Below are 25587 nucleotides of genomic sequence, written 5' to 3'. Positions count from 1 at the left end.
CGAAAAAGTGTGCGAATCGAGGCGCCTCGCGACTCCTAGCTAGTGAACGCCGCCCGTTCGGGCGGCCGCACGCCAGGAGAACCGATGAACTACCCAGACGACGTGACCCGCCCCGGACTGATCCTTGGCGTCCTGGTCGCCAGCCTGATCGGCATCGGCGCCCTCTGCTGGGCGGCGCCCGCCGAGCCCGGACCAGGCACTTCCAGCCCATCGCTGGTGCAGTCGACCGTGCCGTGACGAGTTCGGCCCCCTCCCGGTGGGAGGGGGCCGAACACCTGCCGTACGTCAGTGGCTACTTGGCCGAGTCACTGCTGTCAGAGCCTTCGGACTCGCCCTTGTCCGATTCGGCCGCCTTCGGTGTGGCCGGTTCCACCTTGGTGGTGTTGGCCGTGGTGTTGGCCGTGGTGTGCGGAGTCGTGGGCTTGGCCTCGACGGTCCCCTTGGTCGCTTCGTCGTCGGCGGCCTTGGTGCCCTCGGTGCTGGGTTCCTCGACGGGCTTGGGCGTGCTACCGGACTTCTCGGGGGTTTCGGTAGGCAGCTTCTCCAGCGTGCTGGCCTTCGACTTTGGCGTAGTGCCCGTCTTCTCGACGTCCTTGTCGCCGACGGGTTCGGCCGCCGCCGGCTCGGTACTCGTTGCCTTCGCCTCGATCTCGGTTGCCGACGAACGCGGTTCGGCGGCGGACGTCAAGCTCAGTTGCGTACTGCTGGTGGTGGCGGTGGCGACGGACCCCAACTGGCCGAACAGGTTTCGGTCGTAGTCGACCTCGGTCTGCACGGCCTTGATGATGGTCGGTATCGCGTTGGCGAGATTCTTCTGCACCGTCTGGATGTAGGCCGGAATCTGGTCGGTCTTGTTGACCGCGACGAAGCTGGCGATCGAGACCGGCAGCAGGGCCAGCTGAAGCACCGCGTTGGCGGCCGTGCCGAACCCGACCGCGAGTCCATAGGCGTTGTGCACCGGGAACGTCAACAGGTTCAGCAGCTGACTGCTCGTCACGTCGGCAGCAGCGGTCACGGTGGGGTCGGACTTCAACGCGAGTTGCGTTGCGCTGCCGCCACCCAACTGCCCGAACAGATTCTGGTCATAGGCGACCTCGGTCTGGATGGCCTTGATGATGCCGGGAATCGCGTTGGCGAGGTTCTTCTGCACCGTCTGGATGTACGCCGGGATCAGGTCGGTCTTGTTCACCGCCACGAAGCTGACGATCGAGACCGGCAGCAGGGCCAGCTGCAGCCCCGCATTGGCTGCGGTGCCGACGCCGACGGCGATGCCGTAGGCGTTGTGGTACGGGAAGGACAGGATGTCCAGGAGCGACGGTTCCGCACCGACGGCAAGCGGCGCCGCCGCCGCAATCTGAACGGTCGAGCCCGTCGACGCTGCCGCGGTGGCGTCCAGTGTGCCGGCGGGCACGGCGATACAGGCCACCGACACCATGGCCAGGATTGGTTTGCCAACGGAGAAATGCATGGAGCCGCCTCAAAGTCAGAAAGTGGGGACGAAGGCGAAATGTACGCGTGCGTCAGTCCAGGCAGAAGGTGCAGCGGCAACAATTAACCTAGCCGTAAGTGCCCATTTGCCCTACGAGGTCCGCTGTTTGGCTACGGCGAAAGAGCCCACGTCAGAATCAGAGTGCGTACAACTCTGGCAGATTGACCACGATTGCCTCCTGGGTACTGCGCGCAATCACGACCACGGCCGGATGGTCGGGATCCGGGTTCTCTTCCCGGTGCGGCACGTAGGGCGGGACGAAGACGTAGTCGCCCGGCGCGGCGGCGATGCGGACTTCCTCGACGCCGTCGTGAAACACGAACTGCGGGTGACCATCTCGGACGAAGATCGCGGTTTCCGACTCGCCATGGTGATGGTTGTCCGACATCGTGTTCGGCGAAACGTGGGTTTCGCCCATCCAGAGCTTCTCCGAACCGACCGTGGCGCCGCTGATCGCGGCGAATCGTTGCATGCCCTCGGTCTGGGCGGTGCCGGTGCTGAGCTCCGAACTCTTCACGTGGTGCACGCGGGTGTGGATCCGATCGGCAGCTGTGGACGTCAAGTCTGGGTGGAATTCGTCCCGGTTGGCCATGGTTCGACGGTACGCCGATCGGTGGTGCCATTGCAGCTAGTGGGGGGTGCGAATGGGTCCCAGCGGTGAGGCCATGATCGCGGTGCGGCGCAACCCTGGAGAGGTGAGGACAGACCGTCCCCGAAAGAGGAGTAGCACCATGCGAATTGGTTTGAAGTACATCACGCCGGCGTTGGCGGCGGGCGCTGCTGCGGTCGCCATCGCCGTTGCACCGTCGGCCATGGCCGATCCCGCTCCGGCGCAGCCTGCAGTGGCCGCCATGGACGGGCACGTCGTGCAGGCCCGTTACGGCGGCGGGTACTACGGCGGGTATCACAGTGGCGGCTACTACTACGGAGACCGCGGTTGGCATGGCTATCGCGGCTGGCACGGCTGGCCATGGGGGTGGTACCGCTAATCGCTGCCGCCGGTGAGCGGGAGGCCCGGCTTCTAGGATGGCGCCGGTGACCGTTCCGTTCTCCTGGGAGCTGCCCTACGCCTGGCCCCGCAAGCCCGTGCTGGCACGCAACGTGGTTTGCACGTCGCAGCCGCTCGCCGCCCAGGCCGGTCTGGCGATGCTGGCCGACGGGGGGAGCGCGGTCGACGCGGCCCTCGCCGCCGCGATCACGCTCACCCTCGTCGAGCCGGTGTCGAACGGCATCGGCTCGGATGCCTTCGCCATCGTCTGGGACGGCGAGAAGCTGCACGGGTTGAACGCCTCGGGGCGGTCGCCTGCAGCGTGGACGCCGGAGTACTTCCGGGGCGAGCGGATTCCCGTACGCGGCTGGAACTCCGTCACCGTGCCGGGGGCGGTGTCGGCGTGGACCGAACTGCACGCCCGGTTCGGCAGGCTGCCGTTCGCCCGGCTCTTCGAGCCGGCGATCGGCTACGGCCGCGACGGGTTTCTCGTCTCCCCGACGGTTGCTGGGCAGTGGGCCGCGCAGGTGCCGGAGTTGCGGTCGCAACCCGGCTTCGCGGAAGCCTTCCTTCCCGATGGTCGGGCGCCGGCCGCGGGCGAGCGGTTCCGCCTTCCCGCGCATGCGGCGACGCTGGAGTCGATCGCGGCGACGGGCGGCGAGGCCTTCTATCGCGGCGAGCTCGCAGTCGCCATGGAGGCGCACTCGACGGCGAACGGCGGTGCCATGCTGGCGTCCGACTTGGCCGCGCACCGCGTCGACTGGGTCGACCCGATCAGCATCGACTACCGCGGCTACACGCTGCACGAGATCCCACCCAACGGTCAGGGAATCGTCGCGTTGATCGCACTCGGGATCCTCCAGCACTTCGACATGTCGTCGCTCCCAGTGGATTCGGCGGACAGCGTGCACCTACAGCTCGAGGCGATCAAGCTGGCCTTCGCCGATGCACTGGCCTACGTCGCCGACATCGACCACATGCCTGTGCCGCCGGAACACCTGCTGGACGCCGACTACCTGAGACAACGGTCGACGCTGATCGACCCGCAGCGCGCCACCCCGGTCGTGGCGGGCAGGCCGCCGACGGGCGGCACGGTGTATCTCACGGCCGCCGATGCCGCCGGAATGATGGTGTCGATGATCCAGTCCAATTACTACGGCTTCGGATCCGGCGTCGTGGTGCCGGGCACCGGGATCTCGTTGCAGAATCGCGGCACCGAGTTCAGTGCCACGCCGGGTCACCCCAACGTGGTCGGGCCACGAAAACGCCCGTACCACACCATCGTTCCTGGCTTCCTGACCAAGGACGGCGCACCGGTGATGAGCTTCGGGGTGATGGGCGGCACCATGCAACCCCAAGGGCACATGCAGCTGGTGGTGCGCATCGCCGACTACGGCCAGAACCCGCAGGCGGCGTGCGACGGACCGCGGTTCCGCTGGATTCACGGCATGAAGGTGAGCGTCGAGGACGGCTTCCCGCAGGCGACGGTCGACGAGCTCCGCCGGCGCGGACACGATCTCGTCGTGGTCGACGATTACAACCAATTCGGCAGTTGCCAGGCGATCTGGCGGCTGCCCGACGGCTATCTCGGGGCCAGCGACCCGCGCCGCGACGGGCAGGCCGTCGGCTTCTAGTGCCGCCTGTGGCGCAATGACTTTCAACCGTCACCTGTGCCAATACTTCGTTTCGCGGCTGATACTCCGAGTGCGGTGCGTTTCGCGGCCGGTAGCGGCTCGTCGCGACGAAAGCTCAACGGCCGTTTCTCAGCCCGGCTCGGCTGCTGCGCCTAAACTTGACGGCCTGAGATGCGGCGGGGAGCGCGCGGAACAGGGGGCTTCGCCATGACGAACCTGTCGACGGGCAACGGATTTCCAGACGTGGTCGTCACGGGAATGGCGATGACGACCGCCCTGGCCACCGACGCCGAGAATACGTGGAAGAAGCTGTTAGACGGGCAAAGTGGCATCCATCAGCTGGAGGATCCGTTCGTCGAGCAGTTCGACCTTCCCGTCCGCATCGGCGGCCACCTCCTCGAGGACTTCGATCACGAGCTCACGCGGATAGAGCTGCGTCGGCTGTCGTATCTGGGGAAGATGTCCACGATTCTGGGCCGACGGGTGTGGGCGGACGCCGGATCTCCCGATGTCGATCCGAGGCGGCTGATGGTGTCCATCGGCACCGGGATGGGCTCCACCGAGGAACTGGTTTACGGCTACGACGACATCCGGGCACGCGGCACCAGGGCGGTGTACCCGCTGGGTGTGCAGAAGTACATGCCCAACGCCGCGTCAGCCGCCGTCGGGCTGGAACGCCACGCCAAGGCCGGTGTCTTTACCCCGGTGTCGGCGTGCGCATCCGGCGCCGAGGCCATCGCCCACGCGTGGCAGAGCATCGTGCTCGGCCGCGCCGACATGGCGATCTGCGGCGGCGTGGAGACGAAGATCGAGGCCGTGCCCATCGCGGCCTTCGCCGCGATGCGCATCGTGTTGTCCACCACCAACGACGACCCGGCCGGCGCGTGCCGTCCGTTCGACAAGAACCGCAATGGCTTCGTGTTCGGCGAGGCGGGCGCGCTCATGGTGATCGAGACCGAGGAGCACGCCAAGGCCCGTGGCGCGAACATCGTCGGCCGAGTGATGGGTGCGGGCATCACCTCGGACGGCTACCACATCGTGGCGCCGGACCCCAGCGGCGAAGAGGCCGGACACGCGATGACACAGGCGATGGAGCTCGCCGGGTTGGTGCCCACCGACATCGATCACGTCAACGCCCATGCGACGGGTACCACCGTTGGCGACGTGGCCGAAGGGAAGGCCATCAACAACGCGATGGGCAGCCACCGGCCGGCGGTCTACGCACCCAAGGCGGCGCTGGGCCATTCGGTCGGGGCGGTCGGCGCAGTCGAGGCCATCCTGACCGTGATGGCGTTGCGCGACGGCGTCATCCCGCCGACGTTGAATCTCGCCGACCTCGACCCCGAGATCGACCTCGATGTCGTGGCCGGCGACTGCGCGCCCGGCAATTACCGGTACGCCGTGAGCAATTCGTTCGGATTCGGCGGGCACAACGTCGCATTGGCCTTCGGCAGATACTGACCCCGCAAGGCGGTTGCCTTGCAGCGCAAGGCAACCGCCGCGGCGTCGTTACGTTCGCCCGATCAGAACCACTTCCATGGTTTGTTCCAGTGCCCGGGCGGCGGAACGAACGGCAGCTGGCTGATCTGCCCCGGCGGGGGCACGAATGGCAGCTGGCTTATTTGCCCGGGTGATGGCCAGGGGAACGGGATGAACGGGTTCCAGTCATCGGCGCTGGCGGGACTGGCCCCGGCGAGCGCCCCGAATCCCAGTGCCCCGGCCGCCAATGCGGTTGCGGCGATCTTCTTCAGTTTCATCGTGACCTCCTGTGCGTCCCGACTGCGTTTACCGAACCGCATCGTGCAGGTTTGGCAACGCAGCGCTGTGCGATGTTAGGAAGGTGGATTGGCGCCCTGTGCTGGACGTCGTTCCATCTCACGACCCCCTCGAGACCCCTCTAGCAAAGAGTTTACCCGTTTGTGGCGGGGCTCACACCGGGCTACAACGTTTGCCCATTCCGCTAGATATCGCCGGTTACTGCTGCACCATTGACATGTCTGGCGGGGGACGGTCATGGACTTCTATGCAGTGCTCGATGAAGTGGTCGCGCTGCTCCAGGCGCGCGGCCGGGTATCGCACCGCGCCCTCAAGGAGCACTTCGGTCTCGACGACGACCGATTGGACGCATTGCGCGCCGAGTTGCAGTACGCCCACGCCGACCACGTCAGCGACGACGGGCGGGGTCTGGTGTGGACGATTCGAGCCGATCCGGATCCGGACGACGCAGAGCGACGCCAGCTGACGGTGCTGTTCTGCGACTTGGTGGACTCGACGCCGCTGTCCCGACAGCTCGATCCCGAGGATCTGCGCGAGGTGATGCGCGCCTACTACGACACCTGCGGCAAGGTGATCGAGCACTTCGACGGCCACATCGCCCAATACCTCGGCGATGGCCTGCTCGTCTTCTTCGGCTATCCCCGCGCCCACGAGGACGACGCCCAGCGGGCGGTCCGGGCCGGGCTGGGCATCGTCGGTGCCATCGAGGCACTCAACGCCGACCTACGTGAAAAGCACGGCGTGGAGCTGGCCGTTCGACTGGGCTGCCACACCGGACTCGTGGTCGTCGGCGAGGTGGTCGGTGAGGGCAGGCACGAATTGATGGCACTGGGTGACACGCCCAACATCGCAGCCCGGCTGGAGGGCGTCGCGGCACCCAACAGCCTGGTGATCGGGCCGTTGACCCATCAGCTCGTCGGCGGCTACTTCACCTGTCGGTCGCTCGGCACGCCGCCCCTCAAAGGCGTCGCAACACCGCTGGAGCTCTACCAGGTTCTTCGCGAGAGCAGCGCCCGCACGCGACTGGAGGCAGTCGGCGCTACCGGGCTCACCCCGCTCGTGGGTCGCGACGCCGAAGTCCGCCTGCTCGAAGAATGCTGGGCAGCGGCCTCGAACGGTCGTGGGCACGTCGTCCTCGTCACCGGCGAGGCGGGCATCGGCAAATCGAGGCTGGTGCATGCGCTGACCGAACATGCCGTCGACGATCAGGCGTGGCTCACACCGTGCCAAGCGTCGCCGTATCACCAGGACACTGCGTTCTACCCGTTCATCGATCTGTTCGAGAGGGTGGTCCTGCACTTCGAGCGCCAGGAGTCGTCCGCCGACAAGCTGCGCAAACTGGAGACGTTCTTTGCCGAAAGCGGCCTTCCCCTGGGGGATGACCTGCCTCACCTGTGTTCCCTGCTGTCCATTCCGCCTGACGGGCAGGACTTCCCGGACCTGCCGCCAGACCAGCAGAAGCAGCAGACGATGCTGGCGCTTTCCTCGATTCTTCATCGCAGAGCCGTAATCCAACCGGTGCTGTTCGTCGTCGAGGACCTGCACTGGATGGACCCGACCACGGTGGAGTTTCTGACACAGCTGATCGAGCAGATCCACGAGGCGCGCATCCTCGCGGTGCTCACCTGCCGGCCGGAATTCCGCAGCCCGTGGACCGGCAATCCCAACGTCACCGAGGTCGACCTCGCGCGGCTGACGAAGACCGACGCGACGGAACTGATTCGTCGGGTGGCCGGAGGGAAGACCCTGCCCGACGAGATCGTGGCCGACATGGTGACGCGGACCGACGGCGTGCCACTGTTCATCGAGGAACTCACCAAGACACTCCTCGAGTCGGGGCTGCTCGAGGAGAAGCGCGGCCGATACGAATTGGCCGGGCCGCTACCGCCGCTGGCCATTCCGAACACCCTGCACGACTCGCTGATGGCCCGACTCGACCGCCTTTCGACGATCAAGGGATTGGCGCAACTCGCGGCGGCGATCGGTCGCGAGTTCTCGTACTCCCTGCTGCAAGCCGTCTCGCCGTGGGGCGAGCACCTCGTGCAGGATGGCCTTGCGCAGCTCGTCGCCGCCGAGTTTCTGCATCAGACTGGAGCGCCACCCGGCGCGACGTACCGCTTCAAGCACGCACTCATTCAAGATGCGGCGTACCAGTCACTGCTCAAGAGCACACGACAGCAACACCACCAGCGGATAGCTGCCACCTTGGAATCGGACTTCAACGACCTCGTCGAAACCCAACCCGAGGTGCTGGCGCGCCACTACACCGAGGCGGGGCTGATAGACCAGGCCGTGCCCTACTGGCTCGCCGCCGCCAGACGAGCGATTCAGCGCCATGCCAGCCAAGAGGCCGCCAACCATGCGAACCGTGGACTCGACCTCCTTGGCGAGCTGCCGGATACAACCCAGCGTGACGCGCGCGAGTTGTCACTTCTGCAGGTGTTGGCCCCCGCAATGAACGTTGTGGTCGGTCCGCACGCGGTGGAGCACATCCACGCCCGCGCCCTTGAGCTGGCACGGAACCTGGGCGACGCAGCGGCGCAATTCCCCGCACTGTGCGGAATGGCCTACGGCAAGATCCTGCGCGGGCAGATGCGCGAGGCTCGAGCCTTGGCTGAGGAGTTTCTGGAACTCGCCGAACCCCACCAAGATGCGCTCGCGTTGGCCGCGGCGCATTGGATGCTGGCCTACGTCGCTTGGTGGCAGGGCGACGTCGTCGAAGTGCGCGAACACAGTCGCAAAGGCCTGGATTTCTACGACCCCGAGCAGCACCGCACGGGTATCGCCGCCTATAACCAGAATCCGGGAATCGTCTGCGGATACCTGCATGCCCTCGCCAATTGGGTTCTCGGCTATCCCTCGCAAGCGTGCGAGGCGATGGATGCGACGCTGGCACACGCAGAAGAACTTCAGCATCCCTACAGCGTCAGCATCGTGCTTCTCTTCTCCGCACAACTTGCTCAACTTCGACGGGAGCCCGAACCCGCGAAGGCCAAAGCCGAGGTGGCGCTAGAGATCTCCACTGCAAGCGGGGCGCTTCCCCTGGCGCTGTGGTGTCTGCTGCCCCGGGGGTGGGCCCGCGTCCAGCTCGGTGACGTGACAGCCGGCATCGCCGACATCGTTGAGGCGATGGACCGTCGTCGGGCATTTCGGATGGGTGCCGTGTGGCCGTGGTTTCTTGCGGTCGTCGCGGACGCCTACGGGATCAGCGGACAGTTTCAGGAGGGCTTCAGTGCGCTCGACGAGGCGCTGGAATGGGTGCAGCGCAACGACGAACGGCTCTACCTGGCCGAGGTACACCGCATCCGCGGTGAGCTGTTGCTTCGGCAGGACGGCCCGGACCGGGCCGGAGCGCAGCGTTGCTTCGAGCAGGCCCTCGCGGTGGCCCGCGACCAGCAGGCGAAGTCGTGGGAGCTGCGCGCGGCGACGAGCATGGCACGAATATGGCTGGAGGACAACCGGATTGATGACGTCCGCCAGTTACTTTCGCCCATCTACGACTGGTTCACCGAGGGGCACGACACCGCCGACCTTCTTGATGCGCAGGCGGTTCTCAAGCAGTTGTCATGAGGAGCTCGTCACCGCTTCCGCGGGGACCGCGTTGTCGACGAGGACGGCGGCAATGGCGGCCGCGGTGGCGAACGTGTCGGAGTTGAGGACTCGGCTGCGGGCCGAGGCGCCATCCAAGAGCAGCGCCAGTTGTTCGCCGAGCTGTTCGGGGTCGGTGGCGCCGGCCTCGCGGGCGGTTTCGGTGAACCGCGCGGCAAACGCCGTCTTGTAGTCGCGTGCCTGTACGCGTGCCGGATGGTCCGGGTCGTGGAGTTCGACGGACGCTGCGATGAACGGGCACAAGGGCGATTGGATGTCGAAGGCGGCGAGGAGCCGCTCGCGGGGGGTGAGGTCGGTGCGGTCGAACACCTCGGGCAGGACGTCGGGGTCGAATCGGCGTAGGTGTTCGGCGATCAGTTCATCCTTGCCGGTGAAGTGCTGGTAGAAGGTGCGCTTGGACACCTGGGCCACCGCGCAGAGCTGATCCAGGCCGGTGCTGTTGATGCCTTGATCGCGAAACAGTTGTCGTGACGCGGCGATGATGCGCTCCCGTGCGCCCCTGCCGCGGCGCAGGCCTCGCGGGCCCTTCTCCAACTCCGTCATAGACCCAGCTTAGCGCAGTTTGGTACGGATCGGTGTGCATAAAACTTGCGCCCTGTGTGGGCACCCGATACGTTAAGTACGCGGATCGGTGTACATAACACCGGCGCCAACGAATGAATGGAGAGATCATGGGAAAGCTCGATGGCAAGGTCGCGGTGATCACCGGCGCGACGAGTGGGATGGCGCTGGCCGGTGCCAAGTTGTTCGTCGACGAGGGAGCTCACGTCTTCATCTCGGGACGACGAAAGGACGCGCTGGACGAGGCCGTCGAACAGATCGGTCGGAATGTGACTGGCGTGCAAGGTGATTCGGCCGACCTCGACGATCTGGACAGGTTGTTCGACACGGTCAAGCAGGAAAAGGGTGCGATCGACGTGTTGTGGGCCAGCGCGGGGATCGGAGCGCAGAACAAGCTCGGTGAGATCACCGAGGAGGACTTCCACGACGCCTTCTGGCTGAACGCGCGCGGCACCCTCTTCACCGTTCAGAAGGCGCTGCCGCTGTTCAACGATGGCGGCTCGATCTTCATGACCGGATCGAACGCATCACTGCGGGGCTACCCGAATTGGAGCGTGTACGCCGGAAGCAAGGCCGTGCTGCCCGCCTACGCACGCGTGTGGGTGTCCGAGTTGCGGGACCGCAAGATCCGCGTGAACGTGCTGACCCCCGGCCAGGTTTCCTCGCCGATGTTGGAAGCGGTGATGGACGACGAGATGAAGGCGATGTTCGAGTCCGTCATTCCGCGGCGGACGATGGGCCAACCCGATGAGATCGCTTCGGCCGCACTGTTTCTCGCATCCGATGACTCGAGCTACGTCAACGGCCAGGAACTGGTTGTCGACGGCGGCACCACGGTGATCTAAGTGAGCGACGACAACACATTAGGAGCAACCATGAGCACCTTCGCCCCGCACCGCGACACGGTGCAGGCGTTCGTCGATTACATGCACGGCGGCGACAAAGACGCCCTTTCCGGAATCCTCGCCGAGGACGTGGTGATGTACGGCCCGCTCGGCGACGACCCAATCACCGGCCGCGAGGCGGTGCTGGAAGCCATGCGAGGGGTCGGCACGGTGGCGACCGAACTCACCTACAAGGAGGTTCTCAGCGGCGAGACGCACCACGCCGCGCACTTCCGGCTGCAGATCGACGACACCGTGGTCAACGGCATGGACTACATCAGGCTCGACGCGGACGGCAAGATCGCCGAGGTAACCATCTGGTGGCGCACGCTGCCGTCCGGCGTCCAAATGCAAAGGCGCCTCGCGGATCTCCTCGGCATGAAGCCCTGGGAACTCCTCACGCCCACGCAGTAGTCGACACAACAAGCGAAAGAGAACACATCATGAGCAGCATCAGCATCATCGGTTCGGGCAACATGGCCAGCGCCATCGGCGGCCTTGCCGTCAAGGGCGGCAACGCCGTCGAGATCATCGGTCGCGACGCGGCGAAGGCCGCAGCCATTGCCAGCTCGCTCGGCAACGGCGCCACGGTCGGAACGTGGGGCGCCACCCCGGCCGGCGACATCGTCATCCTCGCAGTGCTTTTCGATGGCGCCGTGCCGGCCGTCAGCGAGTTCGGGGACGCGCTGGCCGGCAAGATCATCGTCGACATCACCAACCCCTTCACCCCCAGCGTCGACGGGCTCGCCGTTCCTCACGACACCTCCAACGCGCAGTTGGTCGCCAAGGCCGCCCCAGCAAGCGCCCACGTCGTGAAGGCGTTCAACACCCTGTTCCGCGACGTCCTGGCCGCGGGTGGTCCGCTGGACGTGTTCATCGCAGGTGACGACGCGCAGGCCAAGGCGAGCCTGTCGGCGTTCATCGAGAGCCTCGGACTGCGCCCGCAGGACACCGGCGACCTGAACATGGCGCATTGGCTGGAGGGTGCGGGTCTGTTGTCGGTGGGCCTGGCTCAACATGGCGTGGGGGACTTGAGCTTCTCTCTCGCCGTCAAGGCCGCGTGACCGAAAGGCGCGACAAAACAGGAGGATTCGCGTGATGAGGCTTGGTTTCGTCATACCCATCGTCGGGCCTGCGATCAGCAGCGCCGTTGGCCTGAGCGCGTTCTGCCGAGGACTCGAGGACCTTGGTTACGACACGCTGTGGGTTGGCGACCGCCTCGTCACGCCCGTGGACATGCACAGCACCTACCCGGGCAAGGAGCAGCCGTACCCGCCGCAGATGACCCGCTACCTCGATCCGGTGCTGTTGTGGACGGTCGCCGCGGCGGCGACCAGGCGGGTGCGGCTGAACGCCAGCACGCTCAGCACGTTCTACTACGAGCCGGTTCACCTGGCCCGGCTGCTGACGACCCTCGACGTGCTCAGTGACGGCCGCCTCGACGTCGGCGTCGGAGTGGGATGGATGAAGGACGAACACGACATCGCCCGCAGCGCGGACTGGCGCCGGCGCGGGAAGATGCTCGACGACGTGCTGGCGTTCTTGCACGAGTGGTGGACGACCAACCCGGTGTCCTGGGACAGCGAGTTCTTCTCCCTGCCGGCGGTCCATGCCGACCTGCGTCCGGTCCAGGTGGGAGGTCCGCCCATCTGGATCGGCGGGGCGAGTGAGGCCGCGATGCGCCGGGTCGGCCGCATCGGCACCGGCTGGCTTGGGGTAGAGGGTCTTCAGGATTTCGATCACTTGTGGTCGATTGCGCGCGGTGCGGCGCGGGACGCCGGCCGCGATCCCGACGCACTGAAGACGGCCATGCGGATCAACCTCGAACCCGGCACCTCCGTCGACTCGGTGGTCGACAGGCTCGAGCGTTTCTCAGCCGACGGTGTCGACGAGGCGGTCGTGGATGCCTTCGCACTGTTCCCCACCCTTGAGGAACTGCTCGAGTTCGCCGGTCAGGTGATCACCACATGGAGTAATCGTCGGGCGGCTTGAATCACTTTCAAGCAACAACACAGGCACCCGCCTAGCCACATCGTCGTAAGCTGAAACGGACGTATTATTCCGGATCAGAGGGAGCATCGATCGTGAGCATGGCGTACCTGGCGCAACCCGACCAGCAACAAAAACTCGAATGGTTAGACGGTGGCACGCTGGCCATGTTGCTCGACGGGAAGGCGACCGACGGCCAGCTGATGGTCGGCCGCTTCGACCTCAGCAGGGGTGAGGCACCGCCGTATCACATGCACACCCGGGAGGACGAGGTGTTCATGCTCATCAAGGGGACAGCGCTGGTGTGGTACGACGATCAGGAAATGGAAATGGCTGAAGGTGGAATAGTGTTCTTGCCCAAGAACATTCCGCATGCATACCGCATCACGTCCGCGAAAGCGGACCTCCTGATGATCAACACTCCGGCAGGCATCGAAGGCATGTTCCGTTACTCAGGCAGGGACCGCGCAACCCCCAGGCCCGCTGGCTTTACCATCTCGCCACAGCGGATGGCCGAAGGCGCAAAGGAACACGGTCAAGTGATTCTCGGTCCGCCCCGATAGTCGGCCGACCAAGCCAACGGCCCAGTCACGAGGACACGACGATTCCTGTGTGACACTGGAAGCCATGCGCGTCGAGAGTACCGGCCGCCGCGTGGAACGCCGTGACGCCGTCGAGAACAGAGAGAAGATCCTGCGCACCGCGGCGGAGGTGATCGCACGTCGCGGGCAGTCAGTGCCGCTGAAGGAGATCGCCGACGCAGCCGGGGTTGGCGTCGGCACCTTCTACCGTCACTTCCCCGACCGCGACGCTCTGCTGGACGCGCTCCAACGGCGTGGCTGCGACCTGCTGCTGGACACACTCGCGCGGATCAAGGCCGAGGGAATGAGGGGTGTCGATGCGATCGAGGCCTATCTGAAGGAATGCCTAGCGATGTCCGACGAGCTGGTGGCCATGCCGTTGCGCGGCGTCAAGCCGCTCACCGACGACGACGCCGTCGATGCCAAACGCCGTATTACCCGTGCCGTGGAAGGTTTCGTCCGTGAGGGCAAATCCGATGGGACGCTTGACGGCGCGGTCCGCGCGATCGACGTGATCGTGTTCAGCACGCTGCTCGGGAGTCCGCTGCCGCACGGTCCGGACTGGGCCACGGCGGCGCGTAGGCAGTTGCGCATCTTCGTGCGCGGCATCCGGACGGCGAGGTGACCATTGCGACCTGCGATATCGACAAACCGTCGCTGATCACGCAACGGACCAAGTGCCCCCGGCATGATTCGAACATGCGACACCGGCTTTAGGAGAGCCGTGCTCTATCCCCTGAGCTACGGGGGCGGGGACGAGTGGCAGCTTACCGAACCAGGTCAACGCAGCTCCGCGATGACCTTCGCGAACGCCTCCGCGTGCGGCTGCTGCACGATGATGTACGTGACCCCGTAGGTGTCGCGGTAGCGCCTGATCTCGTCGGCGATGTCCTTCGTCGACCCGGACAGCACGCCCGCCGTCCGCAGCAGCTGCTCGTCGGTCAGCTCCGGCAGGAACCGGCGCGTGATGGACAGGTCGGGCACGCCCGAGTCGTCGGTGGGCAGCGCGGTGATCGCGATGTTGAGCTCGAGTTCGTCGAAGCGTTCCGGTGCGGCGTTGCGCACGAACGAGATTCGCTCGGCGAGGGGGTCGCCACCGTCGGCCTGCGGGTCCCCGCCGGTGAGCCCGATGATCTGCGCCTTCTCCGCGGCGATGGTCAGCAGCCGGTTGCCGTTGCCCGCGATCAGGATCGGCACCTCGGGCACGTGCTCGCGCAGGTACTCGGTGACGTGCCGCAGATAGTCCACCCGCTGTCTGGCCGTGGGGAAGGGCAGTTCGGCGGCCGCGAACTCCTCCTCGACGTACCCGGCGCCGAGGCCGAGCTCGAGCCGGCCGCCGGTGAGGTCGCGCATCGCGGCGACGTCGCGGGCCAGCAGCGCCGGCTTGTAGAACCCGGCGTTGAGCACGAACGTGCCGACGTGCAGCGTCTCGGTCGCCGCGGCCGCCGTCATCAACGTCGGGAACGGCGCGGGCGCGCCCAGGTGATCGGGCACGTGCAGCACGTCATAGCCCATGTCCTCCGCGCGGCGGGCCCAATCCTGAACCGACGACCGCCGGCTGGCGGAGTGCAGACCGAACCCGAACCGAAAATCCTTGGCCATGGCCCCGAGCTTAGGGCGGCAGCCAAACCGTGATGTTTGAACCCACTCCCGCCCGGGAATGGACATCCCCGGGTCGCGCAGCGCGCCCGCGGCCAGCAAAGGAGCTTTCACCCCCGATCCGGCCCGTCGTGATCAACTCCGGCGGGCCGGGTCGACTTTTCAGACCATGGCCACTCATCCCACGATCGGTGTCGAGGAAGAGTTCCTGCTCGTCGATCCCGACAGCGGTGAGCCCGTCCCGTTGAACCGTGCCGTCGCCGAGCGCGCCAAGGCGCAGGGCGTCGACTTGCAGCTCGAGCTGACCAGCTGTCAGATCGAGACGACGTCGAGCGTGATGTCCTCGAGCGACGACCTTCGGGCCGAGGTGAGCCGACTGCGCCGCATCGCCTCGGAGGCGGCCGACGAGGCCGGCGCCCGCCTGCTCGCCGTGGCGCTTCCCCCGACCGTTCCGCACAGCTTCCCGATCACCGATACGCCGCGCTACCGCGAGATCGCCGACAAGTTCGGAATGATCGCCCACGAGCAGGGCATCTGTGGTTGTCACGTGCACGTCGCCGTGCCGACGCGCGAGTTGGCGGTCCGGGTGAGCAACCGGCTGCGGCCATGGCTTCCGTCGCTGCTCGCGCTGACGGCCAACTCCGCGGTGTACCGGAACGCCGACACCGGCTACGCGAGCTGGCGCAGCGTGTTGTGGGCGCGGTGGCCCAGCGCCGGTCCACCGCCGCACTTCGATTCGGTCGACGAGTACGACGCGGTGGTGCGGATGATGCGCGACGCCGGCGCCATGCTCGACGACGGCATGGTCTATTGGGACGTCCGCCCCTCGGCCAACTACCCGACCATCGAGGTGCGCGTCGCCGACGTCCCGGCCACCGTCGCCGAGACGGTACTGCTGGCCACTCTGGTGCGTGCGGCCGTGATGACCGCACTCGAGGACGAGCAAAGCCGTTCTCCGGTGCTGCCCCTGACGGCGCATGCGCTGCGGGCGGCGTACTGGAAGGCGGCCAGGGACGGTTTGGCGGGGCGCGCGATCGACCTGGCCGACACCCACGCGCCGCTGCCCGCGGGACGGCTTCTCGGCAACCTCGTGGACCGGGTGCAGCCCGCGCTCAAGGCCGTCGGCGACGACGAGATGGTCCGCGAGGAACTGGCGCGCATCGCGGCGGAGGGCAACGGCGCCATGCGACAACGGCGGGCCTGGCAGCGGCGCGAGAATGTCGCCGACGTCGTCGAGGAAGCGGCGAAGGCCACCTTGGACGGGGTATCCGCGTAACCTCCCCGTGGTGACGGCGACGGTCTTCCGAAACGGAACCATTTGGACGGGAACATCGGAGCAGACGACCGATGCGGTGCTGGTCGTCGACGGCGTCATCGCGGGCCTTGGTGCCGACGCCCTTGGGCACGACGAGGCTACCGAAGTCGACCTCGACGGCGGGTTTCTGATGCCGTCGTTCGGCGACGGGCACGCCCACCCGCTGCTGGGCGGACTTGAGGCCGTCGGACCCGCGGTGCGCCCGTGCACGTCGGTCGAGGAGATCGTCGAGGCCGTCCGGCGCTTCGCGAAGGACAACCCCGACGAGGAGTGGATCGTCGGCGCCTCCTACGACGGAAGCCTGGCCGAAGGCGGCCTGTTCGACGCCCGCTGGTTGGACGAGGCCGTACCCGACCGGCCGGTGGTGTTGCGGGCCTGGGATTACCACACGGTCTGGTGCAATTCCGTTGCGCTGCAACGGGCGGGCATCACACCCGAGACGCCAGATCCGGTGCTCGGCGAGATCCCGCACCGCGACGACGGCTCCGTGCTCGGCACCCTGCGTGAGTGGGGCGCGGTCGACCTCGTCACTGCCGTCATGCCCCCGCGCGACGAAGACGTCCGGATCGCCGCGCTCGGCACCGCGGCCGATTACTACCTGGCTCGGGGAGTCACGTGGGTGCAGGACGCGTGGGTGGAGCCTGCCGACGTCGACACCTACCTCACGGCGGCCCAACGCGACGCGTTGCGCGTCCGCTTCAACCTCGCGTTGTACGCCGATCCGCGCCACTTCGACACGCAGCTGGACGATTTCGTGCAGGCCCGCCGCCGGGTCGACGAGATGGGTTCGCCGTTTCTCACCGCGAATACCGTCAAGTTCTTCGCCGACGGGGTCGTCGAGAACGAGACCGGCGCGCTGCTGGCGCCGTACTGCTCGGGCCTCCACGACCACGGCATGCAGGTCTGGGAGGGGGACAGTCTGGCCGAGGCCGCGCGTCGCGTCGACGAGCTCGGGCTGCAGATCCACATCCACGCCATCGGTGACGCGGCGGTGCGGCAGGCGCTCGACGCCATCGCCTATGCCGTCGAGCGCAACGGTCCTCGGGACCGGCGCCCGGTGATCGCGCACGTCCAGCTCGTCGACGACGCCGACCTGAACCGGTTCTCCGAACTCGGCGTGATCCCGAACATGCAGCCGTTGTGGGCTCAGATGGATGCGCTGATGACAGTGCTCACCGTCCCGCGCCTCGGCGCCGAGCGGTCCGACAAGCAGTACCGGATGCGAAGCCTCCACGACGACGGCGCACGCCTGGCGTTCGGGTCGGACTGGCCGGTGTCCTCCGGTGCGCCGTTGGACGGCATCGCCGTCGCGGTGTCCCGCCGCACGTCGGAAGGGGACCCCGAGGGCGGCTGGACGCCCGAGGAGATCATCACCATGGAGCAGGCGCTGACGGCTTACACCTCGGCGGTGTCGCAACAGGCATTCGCCGGACAAGCCGATGCGCCGTGGGGCACGATCGGCGTCGGCGCAAGTGCCGATCTGGTGTGGCTCGATCGCGATCCTCGAGCCACGCCCGCGCTCGATGTTCCCAGGATCGTGGTACGCGGAACCTTCCTGCGGGGCAGGCGAGTTCATTCCGCCGACTGAGAGGAGTGGCGATGTCCACTACGCCCGCTGAGTCATCCGTGCCGGTCACGGCCGCGGCCGACGGCGAGGGTCACCTCAAACGCGTCCTCGGCGTTCCGTCGTTGGTGTTGTTCGGCATGGTCTACATGGTTCCGCTGACCGTGTTCACCACCTACGGCATCGTCACCCAGCTGACCGGTGGCCGGTTGTCGGTGGCGTATTTGGTGACGCTGGCGGCGATGGTGTTCACCGCGAGGTCCTACGCCAGGATGTCGGCGGCCTTTCCGGTGGCCGGCTCCACCTATGCGTACACCCAGAGGTCGTTCGGGGCGCCGATCGGCTTCCTGGCCGGCTGGTCGCTGCTGTTGGACTATCTGTTCCTGCCGATGCTCAACTACCTCGTCATCGGCATCTACATGAGCGCGGCCATCCCCGCCGTACCTCCGTGGGTGTGGATCCTGATCGCAGTGGTCGTGGTGACGATCCTCAACATCGTCGGCATCGTGTCGGTGGCGCGAGCCAACTTCCTGCTGCTGGCCCTGCAGCTGATCTTCATCGTCGTGCTCGTGGTGATGGCGTTCGTGACGATCACCAAGGCGGGCAGCGTCAACCTCGTCGCGCCGTTTACCGGCGACGGTTCGGTTAGCGGCGCGAGCCCGATCTTCGCGGGCGCCGCGATCCTCTGCCTGTCCTTCCTCGGATTCGACGCGGTATCCACGCTGTCGGAGGAGGCGAAGGATCCCACTCGCAGCGTGCCCAAGGCGATCATGATCGCCACCGTGGCGTGCGGTCTGATGTTCATCGGGCTGTCCTACGTCTCCCAGTTGGTGTTCCCGTCGAACCAGTTCGCCGACGTCGACGCGGGTTCCACGGACGTCATGCTGGCGGCGGGTGGGCAGTTCCTCAACGTGTTCTTCACCGCGGCGTACATCGCGGGCTGTATCGGATCCGCGCTGACCTCACAGGCTTCGGTGGCGCGGATCCTGTACGCGATGGGCCGCGACGGCATCCTGCCCAGGAAGGTGTTCGGCCACGTCTCGCTACGCTTCGCCACGCCGACGTTCGCCATCCTGGTGGTGTCGGTGATCTCGCTCGCGGCGCTCTGGATCGAACTGGGCTTCCTCGCCTCGATCGTGAGTTTCGGTGCGCTGGTGGCCTTCTCGGCCGTCAACCTCACCGTCGTCAAGCACTACTACATCGACAAGGGCGAGAAGAACGTCCTGAACAACGTCGTCCTGCCGGTGATCGGCTTCGCGCTGACCGTGTGGTTGTGGTTCAACCTGTCCTGGCTGACGCTGTGGGTCGGATTGATCTGGCTGGCAATCGGATTCGCATGGCTGCTCTTCATGACCCGCGGGTTCCAGCGGCCCACGCCCGTGCTCGAGCTGGAGGGGTAGCGCTCAGGAGGCCTGGCAGTAGAGCGCGTCGAGTACCGCGGCGCGCGGGTCGTCGAGGAGCGATTGCGCGGCCGGGTTCTGGGTGAACGTCACTGAAACGGCGTCTCCCTCAAGTGGTTTCGCCATGAGGCTGTGATAGCCCTCGATGTCGCCGCCATGTCCCCACACGGTGACGCCGCAGGGCAGTTCGATGCTGGCCAAGCCCAGTCCGTAGCGGAAGCCGGGCGCGTCGGGTTGTTCGACGGTGTCCATCATTTGGCGCAGCTGCGCCGGCGGCACGACCCTGCCGTCGAGCAGTGCGGTGATGAACGCGGTGGTGTCCTCGTTGGTCGACACCAGTGAGCCGCTCATGCCGGCCGCCGACGCGTTGAAGGCGGTGACGTCCTTGCGCCGGCCGTCCTCCAGTTCGTAGCCGTGCGCGAACGGCGTCCGCAGGGCGGTGTCGCCCGGCGCGGGGAAGTAGGTGTCGGTCAGTCCCAGTGGCGCGATGATGCGACGGGTGATCTCGTCGACCGTGGGCCTACCGGTGACCGCCTCGATGATCAGGCCGGCGACGACGTAGTTGGTGTTGGTGTACTCCCACGAGGTGCCGGGCGGGAACTGGGCGGGCCTCGCCAGTGCCGCGTCCAGAAGTTGTTCGGCCGCAACGGGTCCGGTGGGTATCTCGGTGCCGGGATCGAAGTACTCCGGAAGGCCGCTCTGATGGCGCAGCAGTTGGCGCACCGTGATGGCACTGCCGTCGAAGCCCTCACCGTGCACGCGGCCCGGCAGGTAGGTGTCGATCGTCGCGTCGAGGTCGACCTTGCCCTCGGCGACGAGCTGCAGGACGGTGGCCGCAACGAAGGTCTTGGTGATGCTCGCGACGCGGACGTGCGTGTTCGGGGCGAACCCGGCGCGGGTGTCGACGTCGGAGAAGCCTGCGGTGTGACGGCTAAGCCCGTCGGCGCCGCGGACGACGACCAGCCCGCCGGGCAACTGGTCGTCGGCGACGGCACGGGTCAGAGCGTCGTCGAGGACAGCTGGGGCGGCCTGCGCCGGCACCGCCGTGAAGCCGAGTAGGACCAGAAACGTGAGAACAGCCAGCCCGCGCACTAGGCCGAGCGTAGTTCCCAGGAATTCGCGGCCGCGACGAGGCCCGTGACAAGCGCCGAGGTGGCCGGGGACAGGCCGTCGTCGCCGGCCATGCCGCTACGCGGGCTGATTCCGCGTACCCGCGGTGTCAGCTCCAGCTGCGTTCCGCCGTCGCGTGGCCGGTTCACCGGGTTCTGCGGGTGAAGGCCCCGCAACTCGCGGGGGATGGCGTCCAGGTCGGTGATCACTTCGTAGCCGCGCACCGAGACGTGTTGCGCCAGATGGGCGGCCAGCGCGCGGTTGCCTCCACCGGCGAGCAGTTGGGTGCTGCGACCGACGCGGCCGTAGCCGTGCAGCGACACCACGACGTCGACGTGGTCGAGGAATTCGGCGAGACGCTCCGACTCCTCTGCGCGGTACGCCGCCGAGGGCAGGTGGTGCGGGTACTGGTCGGGATGGCGCACCACGTAAACCGAGGCGTCGGCGGCCTGCGCGGCGCGCTCGGCGATCACGTCGGTCATCTGCTCCAGTCCGCCGCCGTGGATCGCGAGGAAGCCGAAGCGCGACCGCAGCGTGCTGGTCTCGAGCACGCCGGGGTGGGCGAGCAGTTCCGAAAGTGATTGCGGCGCAGCGGCACTGGTGGAATCCCGGTGGTGTGGCCAGTTCGCCGGGTCCCAGCGCTTCAGGAATTCCAGCCAGCGGTGCGGTAAGCCATGGTGCGCGGCGCCGTCGATGATCCGCTCCAGATAGCCGGGCCGTGGCGCGCCGGGCTCGACGCGATGGTCGATGTACACCCATGCCGGTGCCGGGCCGTCCTCGGTGTGTACGACCATCCGGTCGCGGCGATAGCGCACGGGGACGCCTTCGGCGCTGTCCAGCGTGGCCAGGTCGCGGTCGCTGACCTGCCACACCACGCCGTGCACCTGGGATCCGTCGAACGGCTCGACGGTCGCCACCCCGCGTTCGTTGATCAGCCAGTCGTGGTCGGCGAGCGTCGCGGGCCGGGGATCGGCCGCGTCCGGGCAGCGCCGCGCCATCTGCGTCGTGCACAGGTTGGAGCCGTAGGCGAAGTAGGCGGGCATTCAGCCCGTCACGGTCAGGTAGATCAACACCACGTTGAGCACACTAATGATTCCCGCGACCGTCCAGCCGAGCACGGTGGTGACCCGGTGGTTGACGTCGACGCCCATCAGTTCCCGGTTGGCGGTCAGCCGCACCAGCGGGATGAGCGCGAACGGTATGCCGAAGGACAGCACTACCTGCGACAACACCAGCGCGCGGCTGGGGTCGACACCGATCGCGAGCACGACCAATGCCGGGATCAGCGTGACGAGGCGGCGCAGTAGCAGCGGATACGAGCGGCGCAGCAGGCCCTGCATGATCATGGCCCCGGCGTAGGCGCCGACCGACGTCGATGCCAGGCCCGATGCCAGCAGGCCGACGGCGAAGAACAACGCGATCGTCGGCCCGAGCGCACCCTGCACTGCCTTGTAGGCGCCCTCGATGGAGTCGGTGTCGTCGATGCCCTGCAGGTTGGTCGCGGCGACCAGCAGCATGGCCAGGTTCACCGCGCCGGCGACGAGCATCGCGATGCCGACGTCGTAGCGGGTGATCCGCAGGATCCGGCGCCGGTGATGCCCCGGCTCGGGCTGGCCGTGCCGGTCGCGGGCCAGCCCGGAGTGCAGGTAGACGGCGTGCGGCATGACCGTCGCGCCGAGCATCGCCGTCGCGAGCAGGATGCTCTCGGCGCCCTCGAAGTGGGGGATCAGACCCTTCGCGACGTCGGCTGCCGCAGGCGGCGCCACGAACAGGCTCGTCAGGAATCCGATCGCGATGACGAGCAGCAGCCCGGTGATGACGCGTTCGAAGACGCGTTGACCGCGCCGGTTCTGGACGGCCAACAGCAGCAGTGACACGGCGCCGGTGATCGCGCCACCCAGCAGCAGGGGGAGGTCGAACAGCAGGTACAGCGCGATGGCTCCGCCGACGACTTCGGCGAGATCCGTTGCCATCGCGACCAATTCGGCCTGCAGCCAGAAGGCGATGCGGGTGGGCGTGCGGGTGTGGTCGGCGACCGATTCCGGCAGGGTGCGTCCGGTGACGAGGCCAAGCTTGGCCGACAGGTACTGAACCAGGCCGGCCATCACGTTGGCCACCAGGATCACCCAGACGAGCAGGAAGCCGTATTGGGCTCCGGCGCTGACGTTGGCCGCGACGTTGCCGGGGTCGACGTAGGCGATGGCAGCGACGAAGGCGGGCCCGAGCAGCAGCCAGGGTGCGCTCGTCGGCGCCTTGGTTTCAGATATCAACGACCCACTCTCTATCCGGCATTACGAATAGAAAAGTTAGGTTAGCCGAAACCTGGTCAGTGGAGCAACGGCGGCGCTACCAGCCGAGGTCGAGGACGAAGCCGCCGCCGTAGGGCCAGCCGTACCACGGGCCGTTGTTCATCTGGGGCGGTGACGTGACGATCTGGGAATGTCCGGGAGTCTGGCACTGGGTCGTCATCGGGCCAGTGTTGACGCAGTCGGGAGCTGCTACGGCGACGGGCGCCATCGCGACGGCCGCGCTGACGCCGGCCACAGCGAAAACCATTGGTAGAACCTTCATTTCGGCCTCCTAGGGCCTGGAACTGCTAGCGGTGACCGCCTCCGCCGCCGCCGCCACCACCGTGGGGGCCGTAGTCGCCTCCGCCGATGATCAAGGCGGGGCCGTAGAACTCGTCGTCCCACGGGTAGAGGTAGTCGGGGTCCGAGGGCGCGGTGGCATTGATCTGAACGTTGCCCGGGGTGGCGCACTCGGTGGTGGTGGTTCCGGTGTAGGTGCTGCCGTCGCCCGTCGTCGTGCACGCGGGCAGATTGGAGTCACCGGGATCTGCGGATGCCAACGGGGCGAGGAAGAGTGCCCCCGCCGCTCCGGCCGATGCGATCAAGGGAAGGAAATACCGTGTCGTCGTCCGCATCGGCAGCGTCCTCTATGTGTTGGTCTGGCTGCGAAATTCACAGTCAACTCGCAGAGTACAGCCCATTGCCGGTGATGAGGGGCAAGTCGAGCGTCGTCCGGATTCCGGGTTCTGCCGCGACGACGGCGGGGATGGCGTTGACGATCCGTGCGGCCGTCGCGACGAGACCCGCGTGATTGTGGTCGCCCTTGCTGCTACTCAGGCAGAGGTCCATGGCGTAGTTGGGTTCGCCGGTGACCTCGATCCGGTAGGAGCCGCCCTCCTGCGCCGGCTGCGGCCAGTCCGGGCACATGTCGTCGCGCAGCCGCGTCACGTGTTCGAGCACGACGACCGGCTTGCCGTCGACGATGCCCTGCACTTCGAAGCGGATGGCCGCCGTCGTGCCCTTGGCGATGTGGCCGGACGCGATGTCGAAGTCCTCGGGCGCGGGCACCCGGACGTACTCCTCGGCGACCTTGTCCAGCTCGAGGCCCAACCCGGCCGCGAGCTGACGAACCACCGAACCCCAGGCCATGCTGAGCACGCCGGGTTGCAGCAGCATCGGCACGTCGTCCATCGACTTGCCGAAGCCCATCACGTCGAACATGACGGTGGCGCTGTCGTAGGTGTCGTAGTTGATGATCTCCATGCAACGGACCTGCTCGATGCTCTGACACGTGCCCGCCAGCGCAAGCGGCAGCAGGTCGTTGGCGAAGCCGGGGTCGATGCCGTTGACGTACAGGCTGGCCTGGCCGGCCTTCGCGGCGTCCTGCAGTGGCGCGATGAGCTCCTCGGGGATCACCTGCCACGGGTACTGCAGGAACACCGGGCCGCTGCCGACGACGTTCACGCCCGCGGCCAGGATGCGTTGGTAGTCCTCGAGCGCCTCCATCAGCCGGTTGTCGGCCATCGCGGTGTAGACCGCGCACTCGGGCTCGGTCGCCAGCACGGCGTCGAGGTCGTTGGTGGCGATGATGCCGGTCGGGGTGTCGAGCCCGACGAGTTCGGCGGCGTCCTTGCCGGCCTTCGCCTCCGACGACACCCACACACCGGTCAGCTCGAAGGCTGGGTTGGTGATCAGCTCGGTCAGCGCGTGGCCGCCGACGTTGCCGGTGCCCACTTGCGCGACGCGGATTGGCATGACTCAGTTCCTCACAGGTCGGGGATGGGTAGGTCGAGGTTGGGGAAGGTGATGCCGCCGTCGACCTCGAGGGTCTTGCCGGTCAGGTAGCTGCCCGCCGGTGACGCGAGATACACCGCGGCCGCGGCGATGTCGAGCGGATCGCCGAGCCGGCGCATGGGGGTGGCCTTCTCCATCGGATCGCGCAGATCGTCGTTGGACGCGACGATCTCGAGCGCCGAGGTCAGGATCGAGCCGGGCGCGATCGCGTTGACGCGGATACGTGGGCACAGGTCGAGCGCGGCGAGCCGGGTGTAGTGGGCCAGCGCCGCCTTCGCCGTGCCGTAGGCGACGAATCCGCGGCCGGCGACCCGGCCCATGGTCGACGTGATGTTGATGATGCTGCCGCCGCCCGAGTGCTCCAGCATCAGCGGAACCGCCGCGGCCGTCAGCGCGTGGGCGGTGGACACGTTGAAGGTGAACGCGTCACGCAGGTCCTTGGTCGACGTGTTCACCAACGGTGCCGGCATGGTGCCGCCGACGTTGTTCACGACGATGTCTAGTTTGCCGAACGCCTCGATGGCGGCACTCGCCAGCTTCTCGGTCTCGTCGGGGTGGGCGAGGTCGGCGACCACGATGTGGGCTTTGCGGCCGACGCCTTCGATCTGCCTGGCGACGTCCTCGAGTTGGGACTGCGTGCGCGACGCGATCACCACGTCCGCACCAGCTTCCGCGAAGGCCAGCGCCATCGCGGCGCCGAGTCCGCGGCCCGCTCCCGTCACTACCGCGACTTGGTCGTCGAGCCGAAATCTGTCCAGAATCACGTCGTTCCTCTTCTCTCGTCGGGCGTCACCGTAACAAGGAGGCGCGGTTCCCGTGAGCGATTTCTGGAACACGTTCTAGTTTCCTTCGAATTGCGCCTCTGCTTGTCAGAGGGCCGCTGTAGACTCGCACATGTGTTCGATGGTCCGGAGTTTGAGCTCATCGAGGTGATGGGTGAGGCGACGCGTGATGAGTCGACGGCGACCGCGCAGCGGTTGTTGGCGGTGGGCAGGTTGTATGCCCG

The 25587-nt window shown here is 66.9% G+C and carries 26 protein-coding genes and 1 tRNA gene; 14 read left to right on the top strand and 13 right to left on the bottom strand.

All coding sequences use genetic code 11. The annotated features are described in order from the left end of the window. The first annotated feature begins 84 nt into the window (after positions 1 to 84). Positions 85 to 237 (top strand): hypothetical protein, encoded by a 153-nt coding sequence (locus N536_RS0106905; RefSeq protein WP_155948470.1) that lies wholly within the window; start codon positions 85 to 87, stop codon positions 235 to 237. A gap of 55 nt (positions 238 to 292) precedes the next feature. On the opposite strand, the gene N536_RS0106900 is transcribed toward N536_RS0106905, so the two are convergent. Next, positions 293 to 1468, bottom strand: a complete 1176-nt coding sequence (locus tag N536_RS0106900; RefSeq protein WP_029112945.1) for a hypothetical protein — start codon at positions 1466 to 1468, stop codon at positions 293 to 295. 157 nt (positions 1469 to 1625) lie between these two features. After that, positions 1626 to 2081 carry a cupin domain-containing protein gene (locus N536_RS0106895; RefSeq protein WP_029112944.1) on the bottom strand — a complete coding sequence of 152 codons (456 nt, stop codon included), beginning with the start codon at positions 2079 to 2081 and terminating at the stop codon, positions 1626 to 1628. A 139-nt stretch (positions 2082 to 2220) separates the two neighbouring features. Here N536_RS0106895 and N536_RS37620 point away from each other — a divergent pair, with 139 nt between their 5' ends. From N536_RS37620 to kasB, 3 genes are all read left to right on the top strand, one after another. Beyond that, positions 2221 to 2478 (top strand): hypothetical protein, encoded by a 258-nt coding sequence (locus tag N536_RS37620; protein WP_029112943.1) that lies wholly within the window; start codon positions 2221 to 2223, stop codon positions 2476 to 2478. A 46-nt stretch (positions 2479 to 2524) separates the two neighbouring features. Continuing rightward, positions 2525 to 4111 carry a gamma-glutamyltransferase gene (gene ggt, locus N536_RS0106885; protein WP_029112942.1) on the top strand — a complete coding sequence of 529 codons (1587 nt, stop codon included), beginning with the start codon at positions 2525 to 2527 and terminating at the stop codon, positions 4109 to 4111. 207 nt (positions 4112 to 4318) lie between these two features. Continuing rightward, the gene (gene kasB / locus N536_RS0106880; protein ID WP_029112941.1) at positions 4319 to 5572 is read left to right on the top strand and encodes a 3-oxoacyl-ACP synthase KasB; all 1254 of its coding nucleotides are present in this window, start codon (positions 4319 to 4321) and stop codon (positions 5570 to 5572) included. Between the two features lie 62 nt (positions 5573 to 5634). On the opposite strand, the gene N536_RS0106875 is transcribed toward kasB, so the two are convergent. Further along, on the bottom strand, positions 5635 to 5868 hold the full coding sequence (locus N536_RS0106875; protein ID WP_029112940.1) for a hypothetical protein: 234 nt from the start codon (positions 5866 to 5868) through the stop codon (positions 5635 to 5637). A gap of 256 nt (positions 5869 to 6124) precedes the next feature. Here N536_RS0106875 and N536_RS37615 point away from each other — a divergent pair, with 256 nt between their 5' ends. After that, positions 6125 to 9457, top strand: coding sequence for an AAA family ATPase (locus N536_RS37615; RefSeq protein WP_051574300.1), 3333 nt, complete (start codon positions 6125 to 6127; stop codon positions 9455 to 9457). Here the strand turns inward: N536_RS37615 and N536_RS0106865 are convergent. Beyond that, positions 9452 to 10039, bottom strand: coding sequence for a TetR/AcrR family transcriptional regulator (locus tag N536_RS0106865; RefSeq protein WP_029112939.1), 588 nt, complete (start codon positions 10037 to 10039; stop codon positions 9452 to 9454). The two genes, N536_RS37615 and N536_RS0106865, sit on opposite strands and share 6 nt — an antisense overlap. Before the next feature lie 128 nt (positions 10040 to 10167). Between N536_RS0106865 and N536_RS0106860 the strand changes: the two genes are divergently transcribed. From N536_RS0106860 to N536_RS0106835, 6 genes are all read left to right on the top strand, one after another. Continuing rightward, positions 10168 to 10902: an SDR family NAD(P)-dependent oxidoreductase gene (locus N536_RS0106860; RefSeq protein WP_029112938.1), complete on the top strand. Its 735-nt coding sequence runs from the start codon at positions 10168 to 10170 to the stop codon at positions 10900 to 10902. Positions 10903 to 10932: 30 nt separating this feature from the next. Then, entirely contained in the window at positions 10933 to 11355 is a 423-nt protein-coding gene (locus N536_RS0106855; RefSeq protein ID WP_029112937.1) for a nuclear transport factor 2 family protein, read from the top strand. A 29-nt stretch (positions 11356 to 11384) separates the two neighbouring features. Further along, positions 11385 to 12005 (top strand): NADPH-dependent F420 reductase, encoded by a 621-nt coding sequence (locus tag N536_RS0106850; protein ID WP_029112936.1) that lies wholly within the window; start codon positions 11385 to 11387, stop codon positions 12003 to 12005. A gap of 34 nt (positions 12006 to 12039) precedes the next feature. Beyond that, positions 12040 to 12933 carry a TIGR03619 family F420-dependent LLM class oxidoreductase gene (locus tag N536_RS0106845; protein ID WP_029112935.1) on the top strand — a complete coding sequence of 298 codons (894 nt, stop codon included), beginning with the start codon at positions 12040 to 12042 and terminating at the stop codon, positions 12931 to 12933. 98 nt (positions 12934 to 13031) lie between these two features. Then, a complete protein-coding gene (locus tag N536_RS0106840) occupies positions 13032 to 13493 on the top strand; it encodes a cupin domain-containing protein (protein WP_231514459.1) in 462 nt (153 codons plus the stop codon). A gap of 64 nt (positions 13494 to 13557) precedes the next feature. Further along, a complete protein-coding gene (locus tag N536_RS0106835; RefSeq protein ID WP_029112933.1) occupies positions 13558 to 14136 on the top strand; it encodes a TetR/AcrR family transcriptional regulator in 579 nt (192 codons plus the stop codon). 53 nt (positions 14137 to 14189) lie between these two features. Here the strand turns inward: N536_RS0106835 and N536_RS0106830 are convergent. Together N536_RS0106830 and N536_RS0106825 are read right to left on the bottom strand one after the other, a co-directional pair. Beyond that, positions 14190 to 14262, bottom strand: a tRNA-Arg gene (locus N536_RS0106830). 29 nt (positions 14263 to 14291) lie between these two features. Further along, complete coding sequence (locus N536_RS0106825) at positions 14292 to 15113, bottom strand: LLM class F420-dependent oxidoreductase (RefSeq protein WP_029112932.1); 822 nt, start codon at positions 15111 to 15113, stop codon at positions 14292 to 14294. 166 nt (positions 15114 to 15279) lie between these two features. Here N536_RS0106825 and N536_RS0106820 point away from each other — a divergent pair, with 166 nt between their 5' ends. Genes N536_RS0106820 through N536_RS0106810 form a run of 3 tightly spaced genes read left to right on the top strand, consistent with a single transcriptional unit; the run spans position 15280 to position 19389 of the window. Next, complete coding sequence (locus N536_RS0106820) at positions 15280 to 16386, top strand: glutamate--cysteine ligase (protein ID WP_029112931.1); 1107 nt, start codon at positions 15280 to 15282, stop codon at positions 16384 to 16386. Between the two features lie 10 nt (positions 16387 to 16396). Then, positions 16397 to 18013: an amidohydrolase gene (locus N536_RS0106815; protein WP_029112930.1), complete on the top strand. Its 1617-nt coding sequence runs from the start codon at positions 16397 to 16399 to the stop codon at positions 18011 to 18013. An 11-nt stretch (positions 18014 to 18024) separates the two neighbouring features. After that, positions 18025 to 19389: an APC family permease gene (locus N536_RS0106810; RefSeq protein ID WP_036435800.1), complete on the top strand. Its 1365-nt coding sequence runs from the start codon at positions 18025 to 18027 to the stop codon at positions 19387 to 19389. Positions 19390 to 19392: 3 nt separating this feature from the next. Here the strand turns inward: N536_RS0106810 and N536_RS0106805 are convergent, their stop codons facing one another. The 7 genes from N536_RS0106805 to N536_RS0106775 all read right to left on the bottom strand — a co-directional run bounded on the left by N536_RS0106805 (position 19393) and on the right by N536_RS0106775 (position 25345). Then, positions 19393 to 20481 (bottom strand): serine hydrolase, encoded by a 1089-nt coding sequence (locus N536_RS0106805; protein WP_036435714.1) that lies wholly within the window; start codon positions 20479 to 20481, stop codon positions 19393 to 19395. After that, entirely contained in the window at positions 20481 to 21542 is a 1062-nt protein-coding gene (locus N536_RS0106800) for a poly-gamma-glutamate hydrolase family protein (protein ID WP_029112927.1), read from the bottom strand. The genes N536_RS0106805 and N536_RS0106800 overlap by 1 nt, the downstream gene beginning before the upstream one ends. After that, positions 21543 to 22769 (bottom strand): Nramp family divalent metal transporter, encoded by a 1227-nt coding sequence (locus tag N536_RS0106795; protein WP_029112926.1) that lies wholly within the window; start codon positions 22767 to 22769, stop codon positions 21543 to 21545. A 76-nt stretch (positions 22770 to 22845) separates the two neighbouring features. Further along, a complete protein-coding gene (locus N536_RS0106790; protein WP_231514444.1) occupies positions 22846 to 23055 on the bottom strand; it encodes a hypothetical protein in 210 nt (69 codons plus the stop codon). 40 nt (positions 23056 to 23095) lie between these two features. Continuing rightward, entirely contained in the window at positions 23096 to 23422 is a 327-nt protein-coding gene (locus tag N536_RS37610) for a hypothetical protein (protein WP_051574299.1), read from the bottom strand. Positions 23423 to 23465: 43 nt separating this feature from the next. Next, positions 23466 to 24542, bottom strand: coding sequence for a diacylglycerol kinase (locus N536_RS0106780; RefSeq protein WP_029112924.1), 1077 nt, complete (start codon positions 24540 to 24542; stop codon positions 23466 to 23468). 11 nt (positions 24543 to 24553) lie between these two features. Further along, on the bottom strand, positions 24554 to 25345 hold the full coding sequence (locus N536_RS0106775) for an SDR family oxidoreductase (RefSeq protein ID WP_029112923.1): 792 nt from the start codon (positions 25343 to 25345) through the stop codon (positions 24554 to 24556). Between the last annotated feature and the right edge of the window lie 242 nt (positions 25346 to 25587).

The organism is Mycobacterium sp. URHB0044 (genome assembly GCF_000620625.1).
Classification (GTDB): domain Bacteria; phylum Actinomycetota; class Actinomycetes; order Mycobacteriales; family Mycobacteriaceae; genus Mycobacterium.
Note: the sequence above shows the minus strand (reverse complement) of the source record. Positions and strands in the feature narration are given on the sequence as shown.